Source organism: Sulfitobacter sp. TCYB15 (assembly GCF_040435955.1).
GTDB classification, from domain to species: domain Bacteria; phylum Pseudomonadota; class Alphaproteobacteria; order Rhodobacterales; family Rhodobacteraceae; genus Sulfitobacter; species Sulfitobacter pontiacus.
Window position 1 is genome coordinate 376880 of record NZ_CP159193.1, and the last position, 16284, is coordinate 393163.

Consider the following 16284-nt stretch of genomic DNA (forward strand, 5'->3'; position numbering starts at 1 on the left):
ACGGTATGAACCGGCTTAGTAGCGGTAGTGTTCGGGCTTGAACGGGCCTTCGGGTGTGACGCCGATATAAGCGGCTTGTTCGCTGCTCAGCTGGGTCAGTTTCACGCCGATACGATCAAGGTGCAAACGGGCGACTTTTTCGTCCAGATGCTTGGGCAGGATATAGACCTTGTTCTCGTATTTGCCGGTGTTTTCCCACAGTTCGATCTGCGCCAGCACCTGGTTGGTGAAAGACGCGGACATGACAAAGGACGGGTGACCAGTCGCGTTGCCAAGGTTCAGCAGACGGCCTTCGGACAGCAGGATCAGACGGTTGCCCGAAGGCATCTCGATCATGTCGACCTGTTCCTTGATGTTGGTCCACTTGTGGTTCTTCAGCGCGGCAACCTGGATTTCATTGTCAAAGTGGCCGATGTTGCCGACGATCGCCATGTCCTTCATCTCGCGCATATGCTCGATGCGGATCACGTCCTTGTTGCCGGTGGTGGTGATGAAGATGTCGGCAGTGTCCAGCACGTCTTCCAGCAGGACAACCTCGAACCCGTCCATCGCGGCTTGCAGCGCGCAGATCGGGTCGGCTTCGGTCACTTTCACGCGGGCACCGGCACCGGCGAGCGATGCGGCAGAGCCTTTGCCAACGTCGCCATAGCCACAGACGACAGCAACCTTACCGGCCATCATCACGTCTGTCGCGCGGCGGATACCGTCGACCAGCGATTCACGGCAGCCGTATTTATTGTCGAACTTGGACTTGGTAACGCTGTCGTTGACGTTGATCGCGGGGAAGGGCAGCTGGCCTTGCTTCACCAGATCATACAGACGGTGGACGCCTGTGGTGGTTTCCTCGGACACGCCCTTGATCTGGTCGCGCATCTTGGTGAACCAGCCGGGGGATTGCGCCATCCGCTTTTTGATCTGCGCCTTGATCGCGACTTCTTCTTCCGACGTTGGCACGGGGATCACGTCTTCGCCAGCTTCGGCACGGGCGCCCAGCAGGATGTACAGCGTCGCATCGCCGCCATCATCAAGGATCAGGTTCGGGCCGTCGGGGAACTGGAAGGATTTGTCCAGATAATCCCAATGCTCTTCCAGCGATTGCCCCTTGATCGCGAAAACAGGCGTGCCGCCTTCGGCAATCGCCGCCGCCGCGTGATCCTGGGTAGAGAAGATGTTGCAGGACGCCCAACGGACATCGGCCCCCAATGCGACAAGCGTTTCGATCAGAACAGCGGTCTGGATCGTCATGTGCAGCGAGCCCACGATGCGCGAACCGGACAGCGGTTTGCTGTCGCCGTATTCCGCGCGCAGGGCCATCAGGCCGGGCATTTCGGTTTCTGCGATATCAAGTTCCTTGCGGCCATAGGCGGCAAGGCTAATGTCTTTAACGATGTAATCGTTGGCCATCGGGGCATCCCTTTTCAAAAGATCGGCTATGTATCGTATATTTGAAAAGGGCCGTAGCACTTTGATGCGGTGATCTCAACGGTGGCGGTCAAGCGCCACACGAAACGGTTACTCTGCCGAGGCGACGATCATCTCGTCCGTGGTCATCCCCGCCATCCAGTTTGCGCCCTGCGCGGTGACGCAGGCCATTCCGTTCGACAGGGTCTTTACAGCAGACCATGTGCCTGTGTCATCCGAGGCCCAGATTTGGACCGCGCCGTCGTCCTGGCCTTCAACCGGCGTTTCGCCGTACCAATCCACCAGCGACGCCTTCAGCTCTTGCGCGGGCATGCAGACATCGCTTGCCATTGCGGGTGCGGCCACGGTCCCGAGGCCAAGTGCGAGTGTGAGAGCAGAAATAACAGGTTTCATGATCGTCTCCTTCGTGGGAAGAACACGGCGAAACCCGCAAATGTTCCACGTGTCAAAGGCAGATCAATAGAATGGCGCAGCAATCCCGTGCATGGCAACGTATGTTATCCGGCCGCAGGCTTGACCTGCTGGACCCGACGCCGGTCGATATAGAGATCGAGGATATCGCCCACGGGCTGGCCTTTGTCGCGCGGTGGAACGGGCAAACGCGGGGGGATTTTGCCTATTCCGTGGCCGAACATTCGCTGCTGGTCGAGACGATTTATGGCCGGATGAACCCCAAGGCCCCGCCAAAGTGGCGGTTGGCCGCGCTGCTGCATGATGCACCGGAATATGTGATCGGCGATATGATATCTCCGGTGAAGGCGGCGGTCGGGCCGGAATATGGCGCGCTGGATGACCGGCTGATGTCCGCGATCCATATCCGCTTTGGGCTGCCTGCGGCGCTGCCGAAATCGGTCAAGCAGCAGATCAAGCGCGCCGATAAGGTCAGCGCCTGGATGGAGGCGACGCAGATCGCCGGTTTCTCGGAGGCAGAGGCGTCCAAGTTCTTTGGCCGGCCCAACCCCGCTCTGATGGAGGGGCTGTCGATCGTGCTGCGCCCGCCGGTGGACACGCGCAATGACTTCACCGCGCGGCATCTGGATTTGCTGGGCGCGCTGTGATGGTCAAGGTCCGCCCGCCAATCGCGCTGGATGCCGGCAATATGGCGCAGCTGCTGAACGAGATCATCACCATCGGGGGCACCACCGCGATGACCCGCCCTGTCACCGGCAAGGATCTGACCGAATGGATGGCCAGCAACGCCGATCAAAGCGCGTGGCATGTGGCGCTGGACGATCAGGAAAACGTCGTGGGGTTCCAGTGGATCAGCCCGCACCCCGATCTGCCGCCCGAGGCCTGCGACATCGCGAGCTTTGTGCAGGTTGGTCGTACCGGTCTGGGCATCGGGTCCGCGCTGTTTGATGCCACCGCGCAGGCAGCGGCACGGCTGGGGTATGTCTGGATCAACGCCACGATCCGCGCCGACAACCACGGCGGGCTGACCTATTACCAAAGCCGCGGGTTTCGCGACTGGCACTATGACGAAGGGGTCTCGCTTGCCTCGGGTCAGGTCGTGGACAAGATCAGCAAACGCTACGACGTGTAGCGCGTTACTGCGGGGACCGTTTTGCCAGGATGCGCTGCAAGGTCCGGCGGTGCATGTTCAGCCGCCGCGCCGTTTCGGACACGTTTCTATCGCACAGCTCGTAGACACGCTGGATATGTTCCCACCGCACACGATCCGCGCTCATGGGGTTTTCCGGTGGCGGCGGCATGTCATCGCCCGTGGCCAGCAGAGCGTTCACGATGTCATTGGCATCAGCGGGTTTTGACAGATAATCCGTCGCACCGATCTTGACCGCGGCGACGGCGGTGGCGATGGCACCGTAGCCGGTCAGCACCACAACCCGCGCATCGGGGCGTTTGTCGCGCAGCACCTCGACCACATCCAGCCCGTTGCCGTCCTGCAACCGCAGATCGACCACCGCATAGGCCGCGGGCCGCGCGGTGGCGATGGCCACACCGGCAGCGACGGAACCGGCGGTTTCTACGTCAAAGCCGCGCTTCTCCATCGCCTTGGCAAGGCGGCGCAGAAACGGTTCGTCATCATCCACCAGAAGGAGGGACCGATCCTCGCCGAGATCAAGCGCATTTTCCTGAACCATATCATGCTCCACTGGTTGAATGTTGTACCGGGACTTTATCCAGATATGTGGCGGTGGCCTAGCTTGGTCAAATTTTTACTGATGTTCCACAAAGCAGGCGACCTTGTCGGCCAGCTGCTCTGGTGGGACATCGCGGCGGAAGAAATCGACGAAACCTTCGCCCGGCATCACCAGATAGCTAAAGGTCGAATGGTCCACTAGGTAGTCTTCGCCTTCATCCTCATGCGCCTTGTAATAGGTGCGGTAGGCATCGCTTGCCGCTTTGACCTGTGCGGGCGATCCGGTCAGCCCGATCATCTTGGGGTGCATGTTGGCGGCGAAATCTCCAACAACTTCAGGGGTATCGCGGGCAGGATCGACAGAAATGAACACCGGCGTCACGGACATACCACGCGCCTCCAGCTCATCCACGGCGCGGGCGTTGCGGTCCACATCCAGCGGGCAGACGTCCGGGCAGAAGGTATAGCCAAAGTAAACGAGGCTGGGCTCGGTGATCACATCCGCGTCCGTCACGGTCTGGCCTTGGGCGTTCACCAGTTCGAACGGCCCGCCCAATTCGGCACCACCGGCCACGGCAGAGTTCTTGCACTGCGCGTATTTGTCGCTGTCGCCATCGGTCCGGTATACCAGCATCAGGGATACCGCCAGAAACGCCAGCACGACCAACACCGCGCCAATTGCCAACACTCTTCTCATATTCATTCTCCTGCGCGGTTAGGCGCTCTTGATCCCGGTCGGACACAGACCTACGCTTTCCCTTTATCAACGTAACCGACATTTTGAAAAGGTGCGCCGATGACGCAGGCCGCTAACATTCCCGTGGGTAGAGGCCTGGGCAAGGGCGCGCGTGCCAACTGGATCCGCCTGCGCACAATGATCGTGCTGCGGTGGGTGGCGATTGCGGGGCAACTGACGGCGATCACCGTCGCGCAACGCATCTTTGGCCTGCAGCTGGAACTGGGGCTGTGCTATTTCGCGATTGGCGTGTCGGTGATCGGTAATCTGATCGCCATTCTGGTGTTTCCCGAAAACAAGCGTTTGTCTGAGTATGAAAACCTGCTGATGGTGCTGTTCGATCTGGTACAGCTGGCCTTTCTGCTGTTTTTGACGGGCGGGCTGCATAATCCGTTTTCGCTGCTGTTGCTGGGGCCGGTGACCATCTCTGCCACGGCGCTGAGCCTGCGGTCGACCATCGTGCTTTGTGGCACAGCCATTGGGCTGGCGACGGGGCTGGCGCTGTTTCACCTGCCGTTGATCACACAAGATGGGGGCGTGCTTGAGCTGCCGGGCATCTTTATCTTCGGCATCTGGATCGCGCTGGTGATCGCGATTGTGTTCTCTACCGCCTATTCCCGCCGCGTCACCACCGAGATCCATTCGATGGCCGACGCCTTGGCCGCCACCCAGATGGCGCTGGCGCGCGAACAGAAGCTGACCGACCTTGGCGGCGTGGTGGCCGCTGCCGCACATGAACTGGGCACGCCCCTTGCCACGATCAAACTGGCCAGCAGCGAGCTGTGGAATGAACTGCAAGACCAGCCCGATCTGGCAGAGGATGCCGCGTTGATCCGCGATCAGGCCGACCGGTGCCGCGATATTCTGCGCGACATGGGGCGGGCGGGCAAAGACGATCTGCATCTGCGCCAAGCCCCCTTGATGACGGTGCTTGAAGAAGCCGCCGAACCCCACCGGATGCGCGGCAAAACGTTTACATTTAGGCTCGGGCCAGATGCCGGGGACGCCGCCGACCAGCCCGCGATCCTGCGCCGGCCAGAGGTTATCCACGGCCTGCGCAACCTGATGCAGAACGCGGTGGATTTCGCCGCCACAACGGTCTGGGTAGAGGCGAACTGGTCTGACACGGTGATCTCGGTCCGGATATTTGACGATGGTACGGGCTTTCCTCCGCATATCCTTGGCCGCATCGGTGACCCTTTCATGCGGCGGCGCCCTTCGGACCGCAGCAACGCGCGGCGCCCCGAATACGAAGGCATGGGGCTGGGGCTGTTCATCGCCAAGACCTTGCTTGAACGCTCGGGTGCGGAGCTTCGTTTTGCCAACGGGCCGGACAGCGCCCCCAAGACGGACACCCCCGTCGGTGCGGTGGTCAAGGTCACATGGCCCCGCGAAAAATTGGATGCGCATCACGGCGAAACGCCCCTGCCCACCGGAGAGAACACGCGCTTCACCTGATCCCTGCGGCAGCGGCGTGGGGGGGCACCAAAGACGATCTCGGCGATTTTCCGCGGTAGGTCATACGGCCATTCACGCGGCGGTTAATAAACTGTTAACTATTTGGGCGCTTAACTGAGTGGAACCCTAAAGAATTGAGTCCCGCCGTGGCTTCCACCTTCGACATTGCGCTCGTGATCTTTGCCATTCTTTCGAGTGGCTATATCGCCTATCTCTGGCTCGATAACGCAGAGACCGCCGACAAGGCCGATCCGCGGGGGGAGCCCGAGCTGTCCTATCTTTTTGACCACGGGGTGTTGCAGCACGCCTCTGGCACGACAGCGCAGTTTTGCCCGCTAGAGGCGGGGTTTCACGAATGGTCCGACTTGCATCACAACGTGTCAGGTCGCTTCGCGATGTTCCCCGACAAACCCCCTTCGACGCCTGAAGGCCAGTTGATCGTCCCGGCCACCGACCCCAAGATTCACACGCTGATCCGCATCACTTGGGAAAAGCACCTGTGCCGCGTGGTGGTGCTGGACCCCAATGATATGGGCGTCGATCTGCGGTCAGAGGCAGAGGTCACGCTGACGCGGCTACGCTCTACCGTGTCGGTGCCGCTTTGGCATACGGACCATGCAAACCGACTGCTTTGGTACAACGATGCCTATCACGAGTTGTTTAACGCCTGTCACCCCGGTCAGGCGATTGAAACCCAGCGGCTGTTTCCCAGCGATTTCAGCAACGCGACCCACCGTCTGTCCTTGCGCGACCGGACCACGGGGGTGAAAGACTGGTACGCGGTCACCCACAGCCAATCGCGTAGCATCAACTGCTATCAGGCGACCTGCATCACCACATTGGTCCGCGCCGAAGAGGCGCAGCGCAATTTCGTGCAAACCTTGACCAAGACCTTTGCGCAGCTGTCCATCGGGCTCGCGATATTTGACCGCAAAAGCCAGTTGGTGCTGTTTAACCCGGCGTTAATCGACCTGACCGGATTGGGGGCGCAGTTCCTGAGCGCCCGCCCCGCGATCCAGACCTTCTTCGACAAGCTGCGCGAGGCGCGCAAAATCCCCGAGCCCAAGGATTATGCCACCTGGCGCACCACCGTGTCCGAGCTGATCAGCGCCGCCCATGATGGCCGCTATGAAGAGATATGGTCGCTTGAGTCAGGGCAGACCTTTCGGGTCAAGGGCCGACCGCACCCCGACGGGGCCACGGCCTTTCTGATAGAGGATATCAGCGCCCAGGTCAGCCTGACCCGCACCTTCAGGGCAGAGCTGGAACAGGGGCAGGCGATGCTTGATACGCTGGACGATGCCATCGTCGTCTTTTCGTCGTCGGGTATCCTGACCTTCTCTAACACCGCGTATAATGACCTTTGGGGTGTCGATCCCGACATGACCTTTGCCGATATCTCTATCCACGACGCCATTCAGGGCTGGCACCGCCGGTCCGCCCCCAATCTGCTGTGGCAGGAGATAGAGGATTTCGTGACCAACCGCGAAGATCGCATGAAGTGGAGCATGCCGCTGTATCTTGCCAATGGGACAGAGCTGACCTGCCTGTTTTCCCCCATAGTGGACGGGGCCACGCTGATCCGGTTTCACCAGCCGAAAAAGCCGGTGGCAGAGATTGAAAACCCCGAAGCCGAGAAACCGCCGCAAGACGCCTGACGCCCCGCTTTCGCCTTGCGGCGCACCACCGCGCCCAAGTAACCTTGGCGCATGGCATCACACGCACTTGATCTTACGCTGCATGACGCAGACCAAACTGCCCGACTGGCCGTGACCCTTGGGCGCGCGCTCACTGCCGGCGACGTTGTTTTACTGACCGGCGACGTTGGCGCGGGCAAGACGCATTTCGCGCGGGCGCTGATCCAGTCGCTGCTGGCGGTGCCCGAAGACGTGCCCTCGCCCACCTTCACGCTGGTGCAGACCTATGACGCCCCCGCCGCCGCGATCTGGCATGCGGATCTGTATCGTCTGACCTCTGTCTACGAGATCGAAGAGCTGGGGCTGACCGATGCGTTCAGCGATGCCATCTGCCTTGTGGAATGGCCCGACAGGCTGGGCGATCTGCGCCCCGAAGACGCGCTTGATCTGACGTTGACGGTCACTGGCGACGACACACGGCGGCTGTCTGCCACGTGGAACGACGATAAATGGCCCGAAAAGCTGGGGGCCTGGCGCAAATGAACGGCCGTATGACCGCTATGGAAAGCTTCCTTGCCGATGCGGGGTGGGCACAGGCGCGGCGCGATCTGCTGGCCGGGGACGCATCGAACCGCCGCTATGACCGTCTGATCCTTGATGATGGCCGCACCGCCGTGCTGATGGACGCCCCCGCCGACAAGGGCGAAGACGTGCGCCCCTTTGTCCGCATAGCCGATTGGCTGCGCGCCCAAGGGGCGAGCGCGCCCGAGATCTACGCGCAAGACGCAGGCAACGGCTTTCTGCTGATCGAGGATCTGGGCGATGACCTGTTTGCGCGGCTGATGGTCCAATCGCCCGCGATGACGCGGCAGCTTTATACCGCCGCGACGGACTGTCTGCTGGACCTGCACAAGGCCCCGCCCCCCGATCTGCCGCTCTGCGATGCCGATTGGCTGACAGAGGCGGCGCAGATGGTGTTTGACTGGTACGCCCCCGACAGCGGCGCCGCGGCGGAGTTTAACGCCCTCTTCACCCCGCTGGCCCGCGCGCTGGACAATAGCCCCCGTGTGATCATCCTGCGCGATTACCACGCTGAAAATCTGTTGTGGCGGCCCGAGAGGACGGGCTCTGCCCGCGTGGGGCTGCTGGATTTCCAAGACGCGCTGCAGGGCCACCCCGCCTATGATCTGGTTTCGATCCTGCAAGATGCGCGGCGCGATGTGATCCCGCAGATCGAGACGGCGATGATCGCCCATTACATCCGGCATAGCGGTCAGGATGATGCCGCCTTCCGCAGAGCCTATGCCTTGCTTGGCCTGCAACGCAACCTGCGGATCTTGGGGATCTTTGCACGGCTTTGCCTGCGCGACGGCAAGGCGCATTACGTCGATTTCATCCCCCGTGTTTGGGGCTATGTGCAGCGTAACCTTGATGATCCGGCGCTTGCGCCCTTGGCCAAAGTGCTGCGTCCCGCTCTTCCCGCGCCGACCCCCGATTTTCTGAAGGATTTGAAAGCCAGATGCGCCATGCCCCAGATGCCGTGATGATGTTTGCCGCCGGCTTCGGCACGCGGATGCAACATCTGACCAAAGACCAGCCCAAGCCGATGATCCCTGTCGCGGGCAAGCCGTTGATCGACCACGCGCTTGATCTGGCGCGCGGTGTCGCGCCGCGGCGGATCGTTGTGAACCTGCACTATAAGCCCGAGGCGCTGCTGGATCATCTGGCAGGGCGCGACGTGCAGACGATTGTCGAACAGCCCGATATTCTGGAAACCGGCGGCGGGCTGCGCAATGCGTTGCCGCTTTTGGGCGACGGGCCGGTGTTTACCATGAACACCGATGCGATCTGGGCGGGCCCCAACCCGCTGTCCTTGCTGGCAGACGCATGGGACCCCGACAGGATGGATGCGCTGCTGATGGGCGTGCCGGTGACGCAGGCCGTGGGGCATGGGGGCGACGGAGACTTTACAATGGGCACCGACGGCGCGTTGAAACGCGGGCCGGGCGTTGTCTATGGCGGGGTGCAGATCATCAAAACCGACCTGTTAGAGACGATTTCAGAGCGTGCATTCTCGCTCAACCTCTTGTGGGATGTGATGCTGGACCGCGGGCGGATGTACGGGCTGTCCTATCCCGGCGGCTGGTGCGATGTTGGCCACCCCGGCGGGATCACCCTTGCCGAAGACATGCTGGACGCCGCCGATGTTTGAACCGCAGGACGCACCGCGCGTTTTCGGGCTGGCCCCGGGCGTCGACTTCCCCAAGGAACTGGTGCGGGGTTTGCTTTCGCGGCTGGAAGGGCAACCCGCCCATGCCATCGGGCGGATCGATCTGGTGGTGAACACCCGCCGGATGCAACGGCGTTTGCGCGATATTTTTGACGCGGGCCCGCCCAGCCTGCTGCCGCGCATCCATCTGATCGACAACCTTGATACCCTTGGCAGCGGCGTTGACCTGTCGCGCCCCGGTCCGGCTCTACGCCGCCGGTTAGAGTTGATTACGCTGGTGTCAAAGCTGCTGGATCAGGCCCCTGAACTGGCCCCGCGCGCGTCGCTTTATGACCTGTCGGACAGTCTGGCGCAGTTGATCGACGAAATGCAGGGCGAAGGCGTACCGGTCGAGGCCGTGACCGAGCTGGATGTCAGTGACCAATCGGGCCATTGGGAACGCGCGAAACAGTTCCTCGCCATCGCGCATCAGTATCTGGGGGAAAGCGTCACCCGCCCCGATCCGCGTGCGCGGCAACGTCAGGTCGCACAGCGCCTGATCGCAGAGTGGGAGCAGAACCCGCCCCGGCATCCGGTGATCGTCGCAGGCTCTACCGGATCGCGGGGCACCTCTGCCCTGCTGATGGAGGCGGTGGCAAAGCTGCCACAAGGCGCGCTTGTGCTCCCCGGTTTCTGTTTCGACATGCCGCAAGCGGTCTGGACCGATCTGGGCGAGGATCAGGAAAAGATTTCGCAGGATCATCCGCAATACCGGTTCCGCGACCTGCTGCGCCAGCTTGAGATGTCGCGCAGCAAGATCGAGGCCTGGACCGACACGCCGCCGCCCTCTGCCGCGCGCAATGCATTGGTGTCGCTGTCCCTGCGCCCTGCCCCTGTGACCCACGTCTGGCTGACCGAAGGGCCGAAACTGCCCGATTTGCATCAGGCCACCGAAGGGTTAACCCTGATACAGGCCCCTACCCCGCGTGCCGAAGCGCTTGCGATTGCGCTGCGCCTGCGCCAAGCGGTCGAGGATGGTAAAACCGCCGCGCTGATCACCCCCGACCGGATGCTATCGCGTCAGGTGACCTCGGCGCTGGACCGGTGGAACATCCTGCCCGACGACAGCGCGGGCCTGCCGCTGCATCTGTCGCCTCCGGGTCGGTTCTTGCGTCACGTGGGCGATCTGTTCCTGCGCAAGCTGGATTCCGAAGCCTTGCTGACCCTGCTGAAACATCCGCTGACCCACAGCGGCGGCGATCGCAATTTTCACCAGCTCAACACCCAACGGCTGGAACTGCAACTGCGCCGCGACGGGCTGCCCTATCCGGATGCGGAAGGTGTGTTGAAACTGGCGCGCAAGACGGTATCGCGGTCGAAAGACCCCGCGCAAATGGATGTCTGGGCCGATTGGGTCGGCACCCATCTGACCGATTGCGAACTCACCGGCGACCGACCGCTGGAAGACTGGGTCGCCCTGCATATGGCGCTGGCCGATGCCATCGCCGACGGTGCCACGCCAAGCCAGCCCAACGGGTTGTGGCAGCATCACGCGGGCGAAGAGGCGGCGAAGGTGATGAACGATCTTGCCGAAAACGCGCCCTATGGGGGCGAGATGTCGGCGGCGGATTACACCGATCTGGTGGGAGCCCTGCTGCAACAGGGCGAAATCCGCGACCGCGATGCGCCACATCCAAACGTCATGATCTGGGGCACGCTCGAGGCCCGCGTGCAGGGCGCCGATCTGGTGATCCTTGGCGGGCTGAACGACAGCACATGGCCCGAAGCCCCGCCGCCAGACCCTTGGCTGAACCGCCAGATGCGCCTGAAAGCCGGTTTGCTGCTGCCCGAACGGCGGATCGGCCTGTCGGCGCATGACTATCAACAATCCATCGCCGCGCCCGAGGTCTGCCTGACCCGCGCGATCCGGTCGGACGAGGCTGAGACCGTGCCTTCGCGTTGGCTCAACCGCTTGGGCAACCTGCTGAACGGTTTGCCCGCGCAGGGCGGCGATGCGGCGTGGAAGGCGATGATAAAACGCGGCGACCACTGGCTGGATCAGGCCCGTGCGCTGGAAACCGTGACCCGTGTGCCCCCCGCGCCGCGCCCGTCGCCGCGCCCGCCCCGTGCCGCACGCCCCCACGCGCTGTCCGTGACAGAGATCAAGCGCCTGATCCGTGATCCCTATGCGATCTATGCCAAACACAGCCTGAAACTGCGTGCGCTGAACCCGCTGGTGCAATCGCCAGACGCGCCTGTGCGTGGCATCATCGTGCACGAGATCATGGAACGGTTCATCAAGTCGGTGACAGCGGAGCCTGCACTTTTGACGAAAAGCCATTTGTTAGAGACTGCCTGCACCGTGTTAGAGGCCGAAGCCCCCTGGCCCGCCGCGCGCGTCATGTGGCTGACCAAGATCGAACGGATTGCCGATTGGTTCATCGAAAACGAATTGCAGCGACAAAGCTATTCCACCCCCGCCGCTTTTGAAAAAGCCGCCAAGGGCAGTCATGAGTTCCCCGATCTGGGGTTTACCCTTATGGGCTTTGCCGACCGGATCGACCGGACGGAAGATGGCGATATTCTGATCTATGACTACAAGACCGGCACGCCGCCCAGTGTGGCCGAGCAGAAAGCCTTTGATAAGCAGTTGCTGCTCGAAGCCGCGATGGTCGAGGAAGGCGGCTTCAAGGAAATCGGCCCCGCCCCCGTTGCCCAAGCCGCCTATATCGGGCTTGGCAGCAAACCGGTGGAACGCCCAGCGCCGCTTGAGGATGAGCCCCCGCACGAGGTGCTGGCCAAGCTGCACGCGCTGATCACCAGCTACCTGTCGGATGAACAGGGGTTTACCGCGCGCCGAATGGTGAAAACCACGGATTTTGCAGGCGATTACGACCAGTTGGCCCGGTTTGGCGAATGGGATGCCACGACCGAACCCACGCCGGAGGATCTGACATGACCGCCCCCTTTGACGACGCCACCCGCGCCCAGATCGACGCGGCGCGGCCCGATGCCTCTACGTGGTTGGGGGCGAATGCGGGGTCGGGTAAAACCCGCGTGCTGACCGACCGCGTGGCGCGGCTGTTGCTGAACGGGGTCGAACCGCAGCATATCCTGTGTCTGACCTACACCAAGGCCGCCGCGTCAGAGATGCAGAACCGGCTGTTCAAACGGCTCGGTGCCTGGGCCATGCTGACCGACGCCGATCTGCGTCATTCACTGTCGGAGCTGGGGGTCGAGGATGGCTTTACCCCCGAAAAGCTGCGCATGGCCCGCACCCTGTTTGCTCGCGCCATCGAAACCCCCGGCGGGCTGAAAATCCAGACGATCCATTCGTTCTGTGCGTCTCTATTACGGCGCTTTCCGCTGGAAGCAGGGGTGAGCCCGCAGTTCACCGAAATCGAAGACCGCGCCGCCGATCTGCTGCGGGCCGAGATCGTGGATACCATGGCCGAGGGGCAGGATGCCGCGCTGATCACCACGCTGGCGCGGATGTACACGGGCGAGGATTTCAGCAAGCTTACCCGCAGTATCGTCGGGCAGCGCGAAGGCTTTGCCACTGTGCTGTCATGGGAAGATGTGCTGGCGCTGTTCGATCAGCCCGCCGACCTGACCGAGGACAAGATCACGGCTTCGGTGTTTCTGGGATCAGAGGCGATGATCCTTGAACAGATGATCCCGCAGATGCGGGCCAAGGGCGGGCTGGACGGCAAAGCGGCGGAAAAGCTGGCGACGATCCAGAAAATGGATATCTCCGCCCTGCCCGTTCTGGAAGACGTGATGCTGACCGGTGCGGGTGCCAAGGAACCCTTTACCGCCAAGGTCGGCAGCCTGCCCACGAAACCGACGCAAAAGCTGCTGTTTGATTTGATGCCGCAGGTCGATGACCTGATGCGGCGGGTCGAAGATGCCCGTGACGCGCGGCTGGCGCTGCGGGCGGCGCAAAAGACCCATGTGCTGCATCAATTCGCGCATCGCTTCCTTGAAATCTATGCCCACGAGAAACAGAAACGCGGCTGGCTCGACTTTGATGATCTGATCCTCAAGGCGCGGGCGCTGCTGACCAACCCTGCGGTCGCGGCTTGGGTGCTTTATCGGATCGACGGTGGCATTGATCATATTCTGGTGGACGAAGCGCAGGATACCAGCCCGCGCCAATGGGATGTCATCGAACGGCTGGCCGATGAATTCTACAGTGGCGACGGTGCCCGAGAAGAGGAAGACCGCACGCTGTTCGTTGTGGGCGATAAAAAACAGTCGATCTATTCCTTTCAGGGGGCCGACCCGCGCGAGTTTGATCACAAACAGGATCTGTTTGAACAAAAGATCACCCAAGCGGGTCAGATCTTTCAACGGCGCAGCCTTGAATATTCGTTCCGATCGTCCTCGGCGATCCTGCAACTGGTAGATACAACGCTCGCCCCGCATACGGATGCAGGGTTTCAGGCGGATGCGGCGCATAAGGCGTTCAAATCCGCCCTGCCCGGCCGTGTTGATCTTTGGCCCGTGGTCGAGAAAACCGACGAACCCGATGACCGTGAATGGTCCGATCCTGTCGATCAGAAGTCGGCGCATCACCATACAGTCGTTCTGGCCGATCAGGTCGCGTCGCAGATCAAGGAACTGACCGAGGGCGAACATTATCTTCCCGTCGATACCGATACCCCCGGTGCCTTTGCGCGGCGGCGTATTCGGGCGGGTGACTTTCTGATCCTTGTGCAGCGGCGCAGTGATCTGTTCTCGGAAATCATCCGCGCGTGCAAAACCGCCGGTTTGCCGATTGCGGGCGCGGACCGGCTCAAGGTCGGGGCCGAACTGGCGGTCAAGGATCTGGCGGCGCTGCTGAGCTTTCTTGCCACGCCCGAAGACAGCCTGTCGCTGGCGACGGCGCTGAAATCGCCTTTGTTCGGGTGGACAGAGCAGATGTTGTTCACCCTGTCCCACTACCGCAAGGAAGATCACCTGTGGCAGGCCTTGCGCAGCAGCGATGCCTACCCCGAAACCGTTGCGATCTTGCGAGATTTGCGGGCGCAGGTCGATTTCCTGCGGCCCTATGACCTGATCGAACGTATCCTGACCCGCCATGACGGGCGCCGCAAGCTGCTGGCGCGGCTGGGATCAGAGGCAGAGGACGGGATCAACGCCATGCTCTCGCAGGCGCTATCGTACGAGCGCGGCGCGATCCCCAGCCTCACGGGGTTTCTGGTGTGGATGCAGACCGACGACCTCGAGATCAAGCGCCAGATCGACAATGCCTCGGATCAGGTGCGGGTGATGACCGTGCACGGGGCGAAGGGGCTTGAGGCGCCGATCGTGATCCTGCCGGACACGGGCAAACGCCCTTTGGTGATCCGGGACGAGATCATCAAGATCGGTGACACGCCCGTGTGGAAACTGTCCGAAGGGGATATGCCCGCTGCCATGCGCGGCGCGCTGGACGACCGCAAGGCGCGCGAGATGGCCGAACGGCTGCGGCTGCTCTATGTGGCGATGACGCGGGCCGAGAAATGGCTGATCGTGGCCGCGGCGGGAGAGCTGCCCAAGGATGGCAACAGCTGGTATCAGATGGTCGGTGCCGCGATGGGTCAAGCCGGTGCCAAGCCGGTTGGCAGCTCGGGCGGGATGCGGTTTGAACATGGCGACTGGGATGCGCTGCCAGTGATCGACTCCGCCCCCAAAACCCATACAACGCCAGTGTTAGAGCCTGTTTTCAACACAGCCCTTACCGATATCCCACTGCGTGCCAAAACGCTGGCCCCTTCTGATCTGGGCGGCGCCAAGGCCCTGCCCGGCGACGATGGCCAATCGGAAGATGCGGCGAAATCCTACGGCAATCTGGTGCATAAGATGCTGGAAACCCTGCCCATGATGCACAGCGACCGCTGGAACGGTGTGCTGCACACGCTGGCGCAGGGGTATGATGAAACCGTCGCCCAAGCCGCCTTGAGAGAGGCGATCGCGGTCTTGGATACGTCCGAACTGGCCCATGTCTTTGGCAAGGACGCCTTGGCAGAGGTACCGATCACCGCGCCCTTGGGCCCCGAACGGCTGCACGGGACAATCGACCGGCTGCTGGTGTCGGATACGGATGTATTGCTGGTGGATTACAAAACCAACCGCGTGGTGCCCGATACGCCTGATCGCTGCCCCGAAGGCCTGTTGCGCCAGATGGGGGCCTATGCCGCAGCGCTGGCGCAGGTGTTTCCCGATCACCGCATCCGCACCGCTATTTTATGGACCCGTACCGCCACGCTGATGGAACTGCCCGACGCGCTGATCACAAACGCCCTATCGCGGGTGCGCGATCTTGACGGGACGCATGGGGCTACATAGGTTCCCACTCTAACCAACCCCGTGCAGGAGCAGCAACATGGCAACCGTCGCAGTCACAGACGCAACATTCGACGCAGAAGTTAAGAATTCCGATATCCCCGTTGTGGTGGATTTCTGGGCTGAGTGGTGCGGCCCCTGTAAGCAGATCGGCCCCGCGCTCGAGGAACTTTCCTCCGAGATGGACGGCAAGGTAAAGATCGTCAAAGTCAACGTTGACGAAAACCCCAACAGCCCCGCCCAGATGGGTGTGCGCGGCATCCCTGCCCTGTTCATCTTCAAGAACGGCGAAGTCGTATCGAACCTGGCGGGCGCCCGCCCCAAGGCCGCGCTGCAAGGCTGGATCGAAGAGTCGATCTAAGCTGCCGCACCCGCAGCAAGCACATTCAAT

14 protein-coding genes are annotated in these 16284 nt (G+C 61.8%); 10 read left to right on the forward strand and 4 right to left on the reverse strand.

The window, feature by feature from the left end:
- Positions 1–15: 15 nt before the first annotated feature.
- Both ahcY and ABM428_RS01760 read right to left on the reverse strand, forming a co-directional pair.
- The gene (gene ahcY / locus ABM428_RS01755) at positions 16–1404 is read right to left on the reverse strand and encodes an adenosylhomocysteinase (protein ID WP_353628096.1); all 1389 of its coding nucleotides are present in this window, start codon (positions 1402–1404) and stop codon (positions 16–18) included.
- A gap of 108 nt (positions 1405–1512) precedes the next feature.
- Positions 1513–1815, reverse strand: a complete 303-nt coding sequence (locus tag ABM428_RS01760; protein WP_005850714.1) for a hypothetical protein — start codon at positions 1813–1815, stop codon at positions 1513–1515.
- Positions 1816–1886: 71 nt separating this feature from the next.
- On the opposite strand from ABM428_RS01760, the gene ABM428_RS01765 reads away from it, so the two are divergent.
- Together ABM428_RS01765 and ABM428_RS01770 are read left to right on the forward strand one after the other, a co-directional pair.
- Positions 1887–2480 carry an HD domain-containing protein gene (locus ABM428_RS01765; RefSeq protein WP_037942460.1) on the forward strand — a complete coding sequence of 198 codons (594 nt, stop codon included), beginning with the start codon at positions 1887–1889 and terminating at the stop codon, positions 2478–2480.
- On the forward strand, positions 2480–2965 hold the full coding sequence (locus ABM428_RS01770; protein ID WP_037942458.1) for a GNAT family N-acetyltransferase: 486 nt from the start codon (positions 2480–2482) through the stop codon (positions 2963–2965). Before ABM428_RS01765 ends, ABM428_RS01770 begins: the two co-directional genes overlap by 1 nt.
- A 4-nt stretch (positions 2966–2969) precedes the next feature.
- On the opposite strand, the gene ABM428_RS01775 is transcribed toward ABM428_RS01770, so the two are convergent.
- Complete coding sequence (locus tag ABM428_RS01775; RefSeq protein ID WP_037942457.1) at positions 2970–3524, reverse strand: ActR/PrrA/RegA family redox response regulator transcription factor; 555 nt, start codon at positions 3522–3524, stop codon at positions 2970–2972.
- Positions 3525–3599: 75 nt separating this feature from the next.
- Complete coding sequence (locus tag ABM428_RS01780) at positions 3600–4220, reverse strand: SCO family protein (protein ID WP_181358622.1); 621 nt, start codon at positions 4218–4220, stop codon at positions 3600–3602.
- A 99-nt stretch (positions 4221–4319) separates the two neighbouring features.
- On the opposite strand from ABM428_RS01780, the gene regB reads away from it, so the two are divergent.
- From regB to trxA, 8 genes are all read left to right on the forward strand, one after another.
- Positions 4320–5717 carry a sensor histidine kinase RegB gene (regB, locus tag ABM428_RS01785; RefSeq protein ID WP_132997637.1) on the forward strand — a complete coding sequence of 466 codons (1398 nt, stop codon included), beginning with the start codon at positions 4320–4322 and terminating at the stop codon, positions 5715–5717.
- A gap of 146 nt (positions 5718–5863) precedes the next feature.
- Positions 5864–7375: a PAS-domain containing protein gene (locus ABM428_RS01790; protein ID WP_180828492.1), complete on the forward strand. Its 1512-nt coding sequence runs from the start codon at positions 5864–5866 to the stop codon at positions 7373–7375.
- A gap of 51 nt (positions 7376–7426) precedes the next feature.
- Positions 7427–7897 (forward strand): tRNA (adenosine(37)-N6)-threonylcarbamoyltransferase complex ATPase subunit type 1 TsaE, encoded by a 471-nt coding sequence (tsaE, locus tag ABM428_RS01795; protein ID WP_005850727.1) that lies wholly within the window; start codon positions 7427–7429, stop codon positions 7895–7897.
- Positions 7898–7905: 8 nt separating this feature from the next.
- A complete protein-coding gene (locus ABM428_RS01800) occupies positions 7906–8898 on the forward strand; it encodes a phosphotransferase (protein WP_353628097.1) in 993 nt (330 codons plus the stop codon).
- Positions 8874–9566, forward strand: a complete 693-nt coding sequence (locus tag ABM428_RS01805; protein ID WP_348001782.1) for a nucleotidyltransferase family protein — start codon at positions 8874–8876, stop codon at positions 9564–9566. Before ABM428_RS01800 ends, ABM428_RS01805 begins: the two co-directional genes overlap by 25 nt.
- On the forward strand, positions 9559–12522 hold the full coding sequence (addB, locus tag ABM428_RS01810) for a double-strand break repair protein AddB (RefSeq protein WP_353628098.1): 2964 nt from the start codon (positions 9559–9561) through the stop codon (positions 12520–12522). Before ABM428_RS01805 ends, addB begins: the two co-directional genes overlap by 8 nt.
- Positions 12519–15896: a double-strand break repair helicase AddA gene (gene addA, locus ABM428_RS01815; protein ID WP_353628099.1), complete on the forward strand. Its 3378-nt coding sequence runs from the start codon at positions 12519–12521 to the stop codon at positions 15894–15896. Before addB ends, addA begins: the two co-directional genes overlap by 4 nt.
- 37 nt (positions 15897–15933) lie before the next feature.
- The gene (gene trxA / locus ABM428_RS01820; protein WP_005850739.1) at positions 15934–16254 is read left to right on the forward strand and encodes a thioredoxin; all 321 of its coding nucleotides are present in this window, start codon (positions 15934–15936) and stop codon (positions 16252–16254) included.
- Positions 16255–16284: the final 30 nt, after the last annotated feature.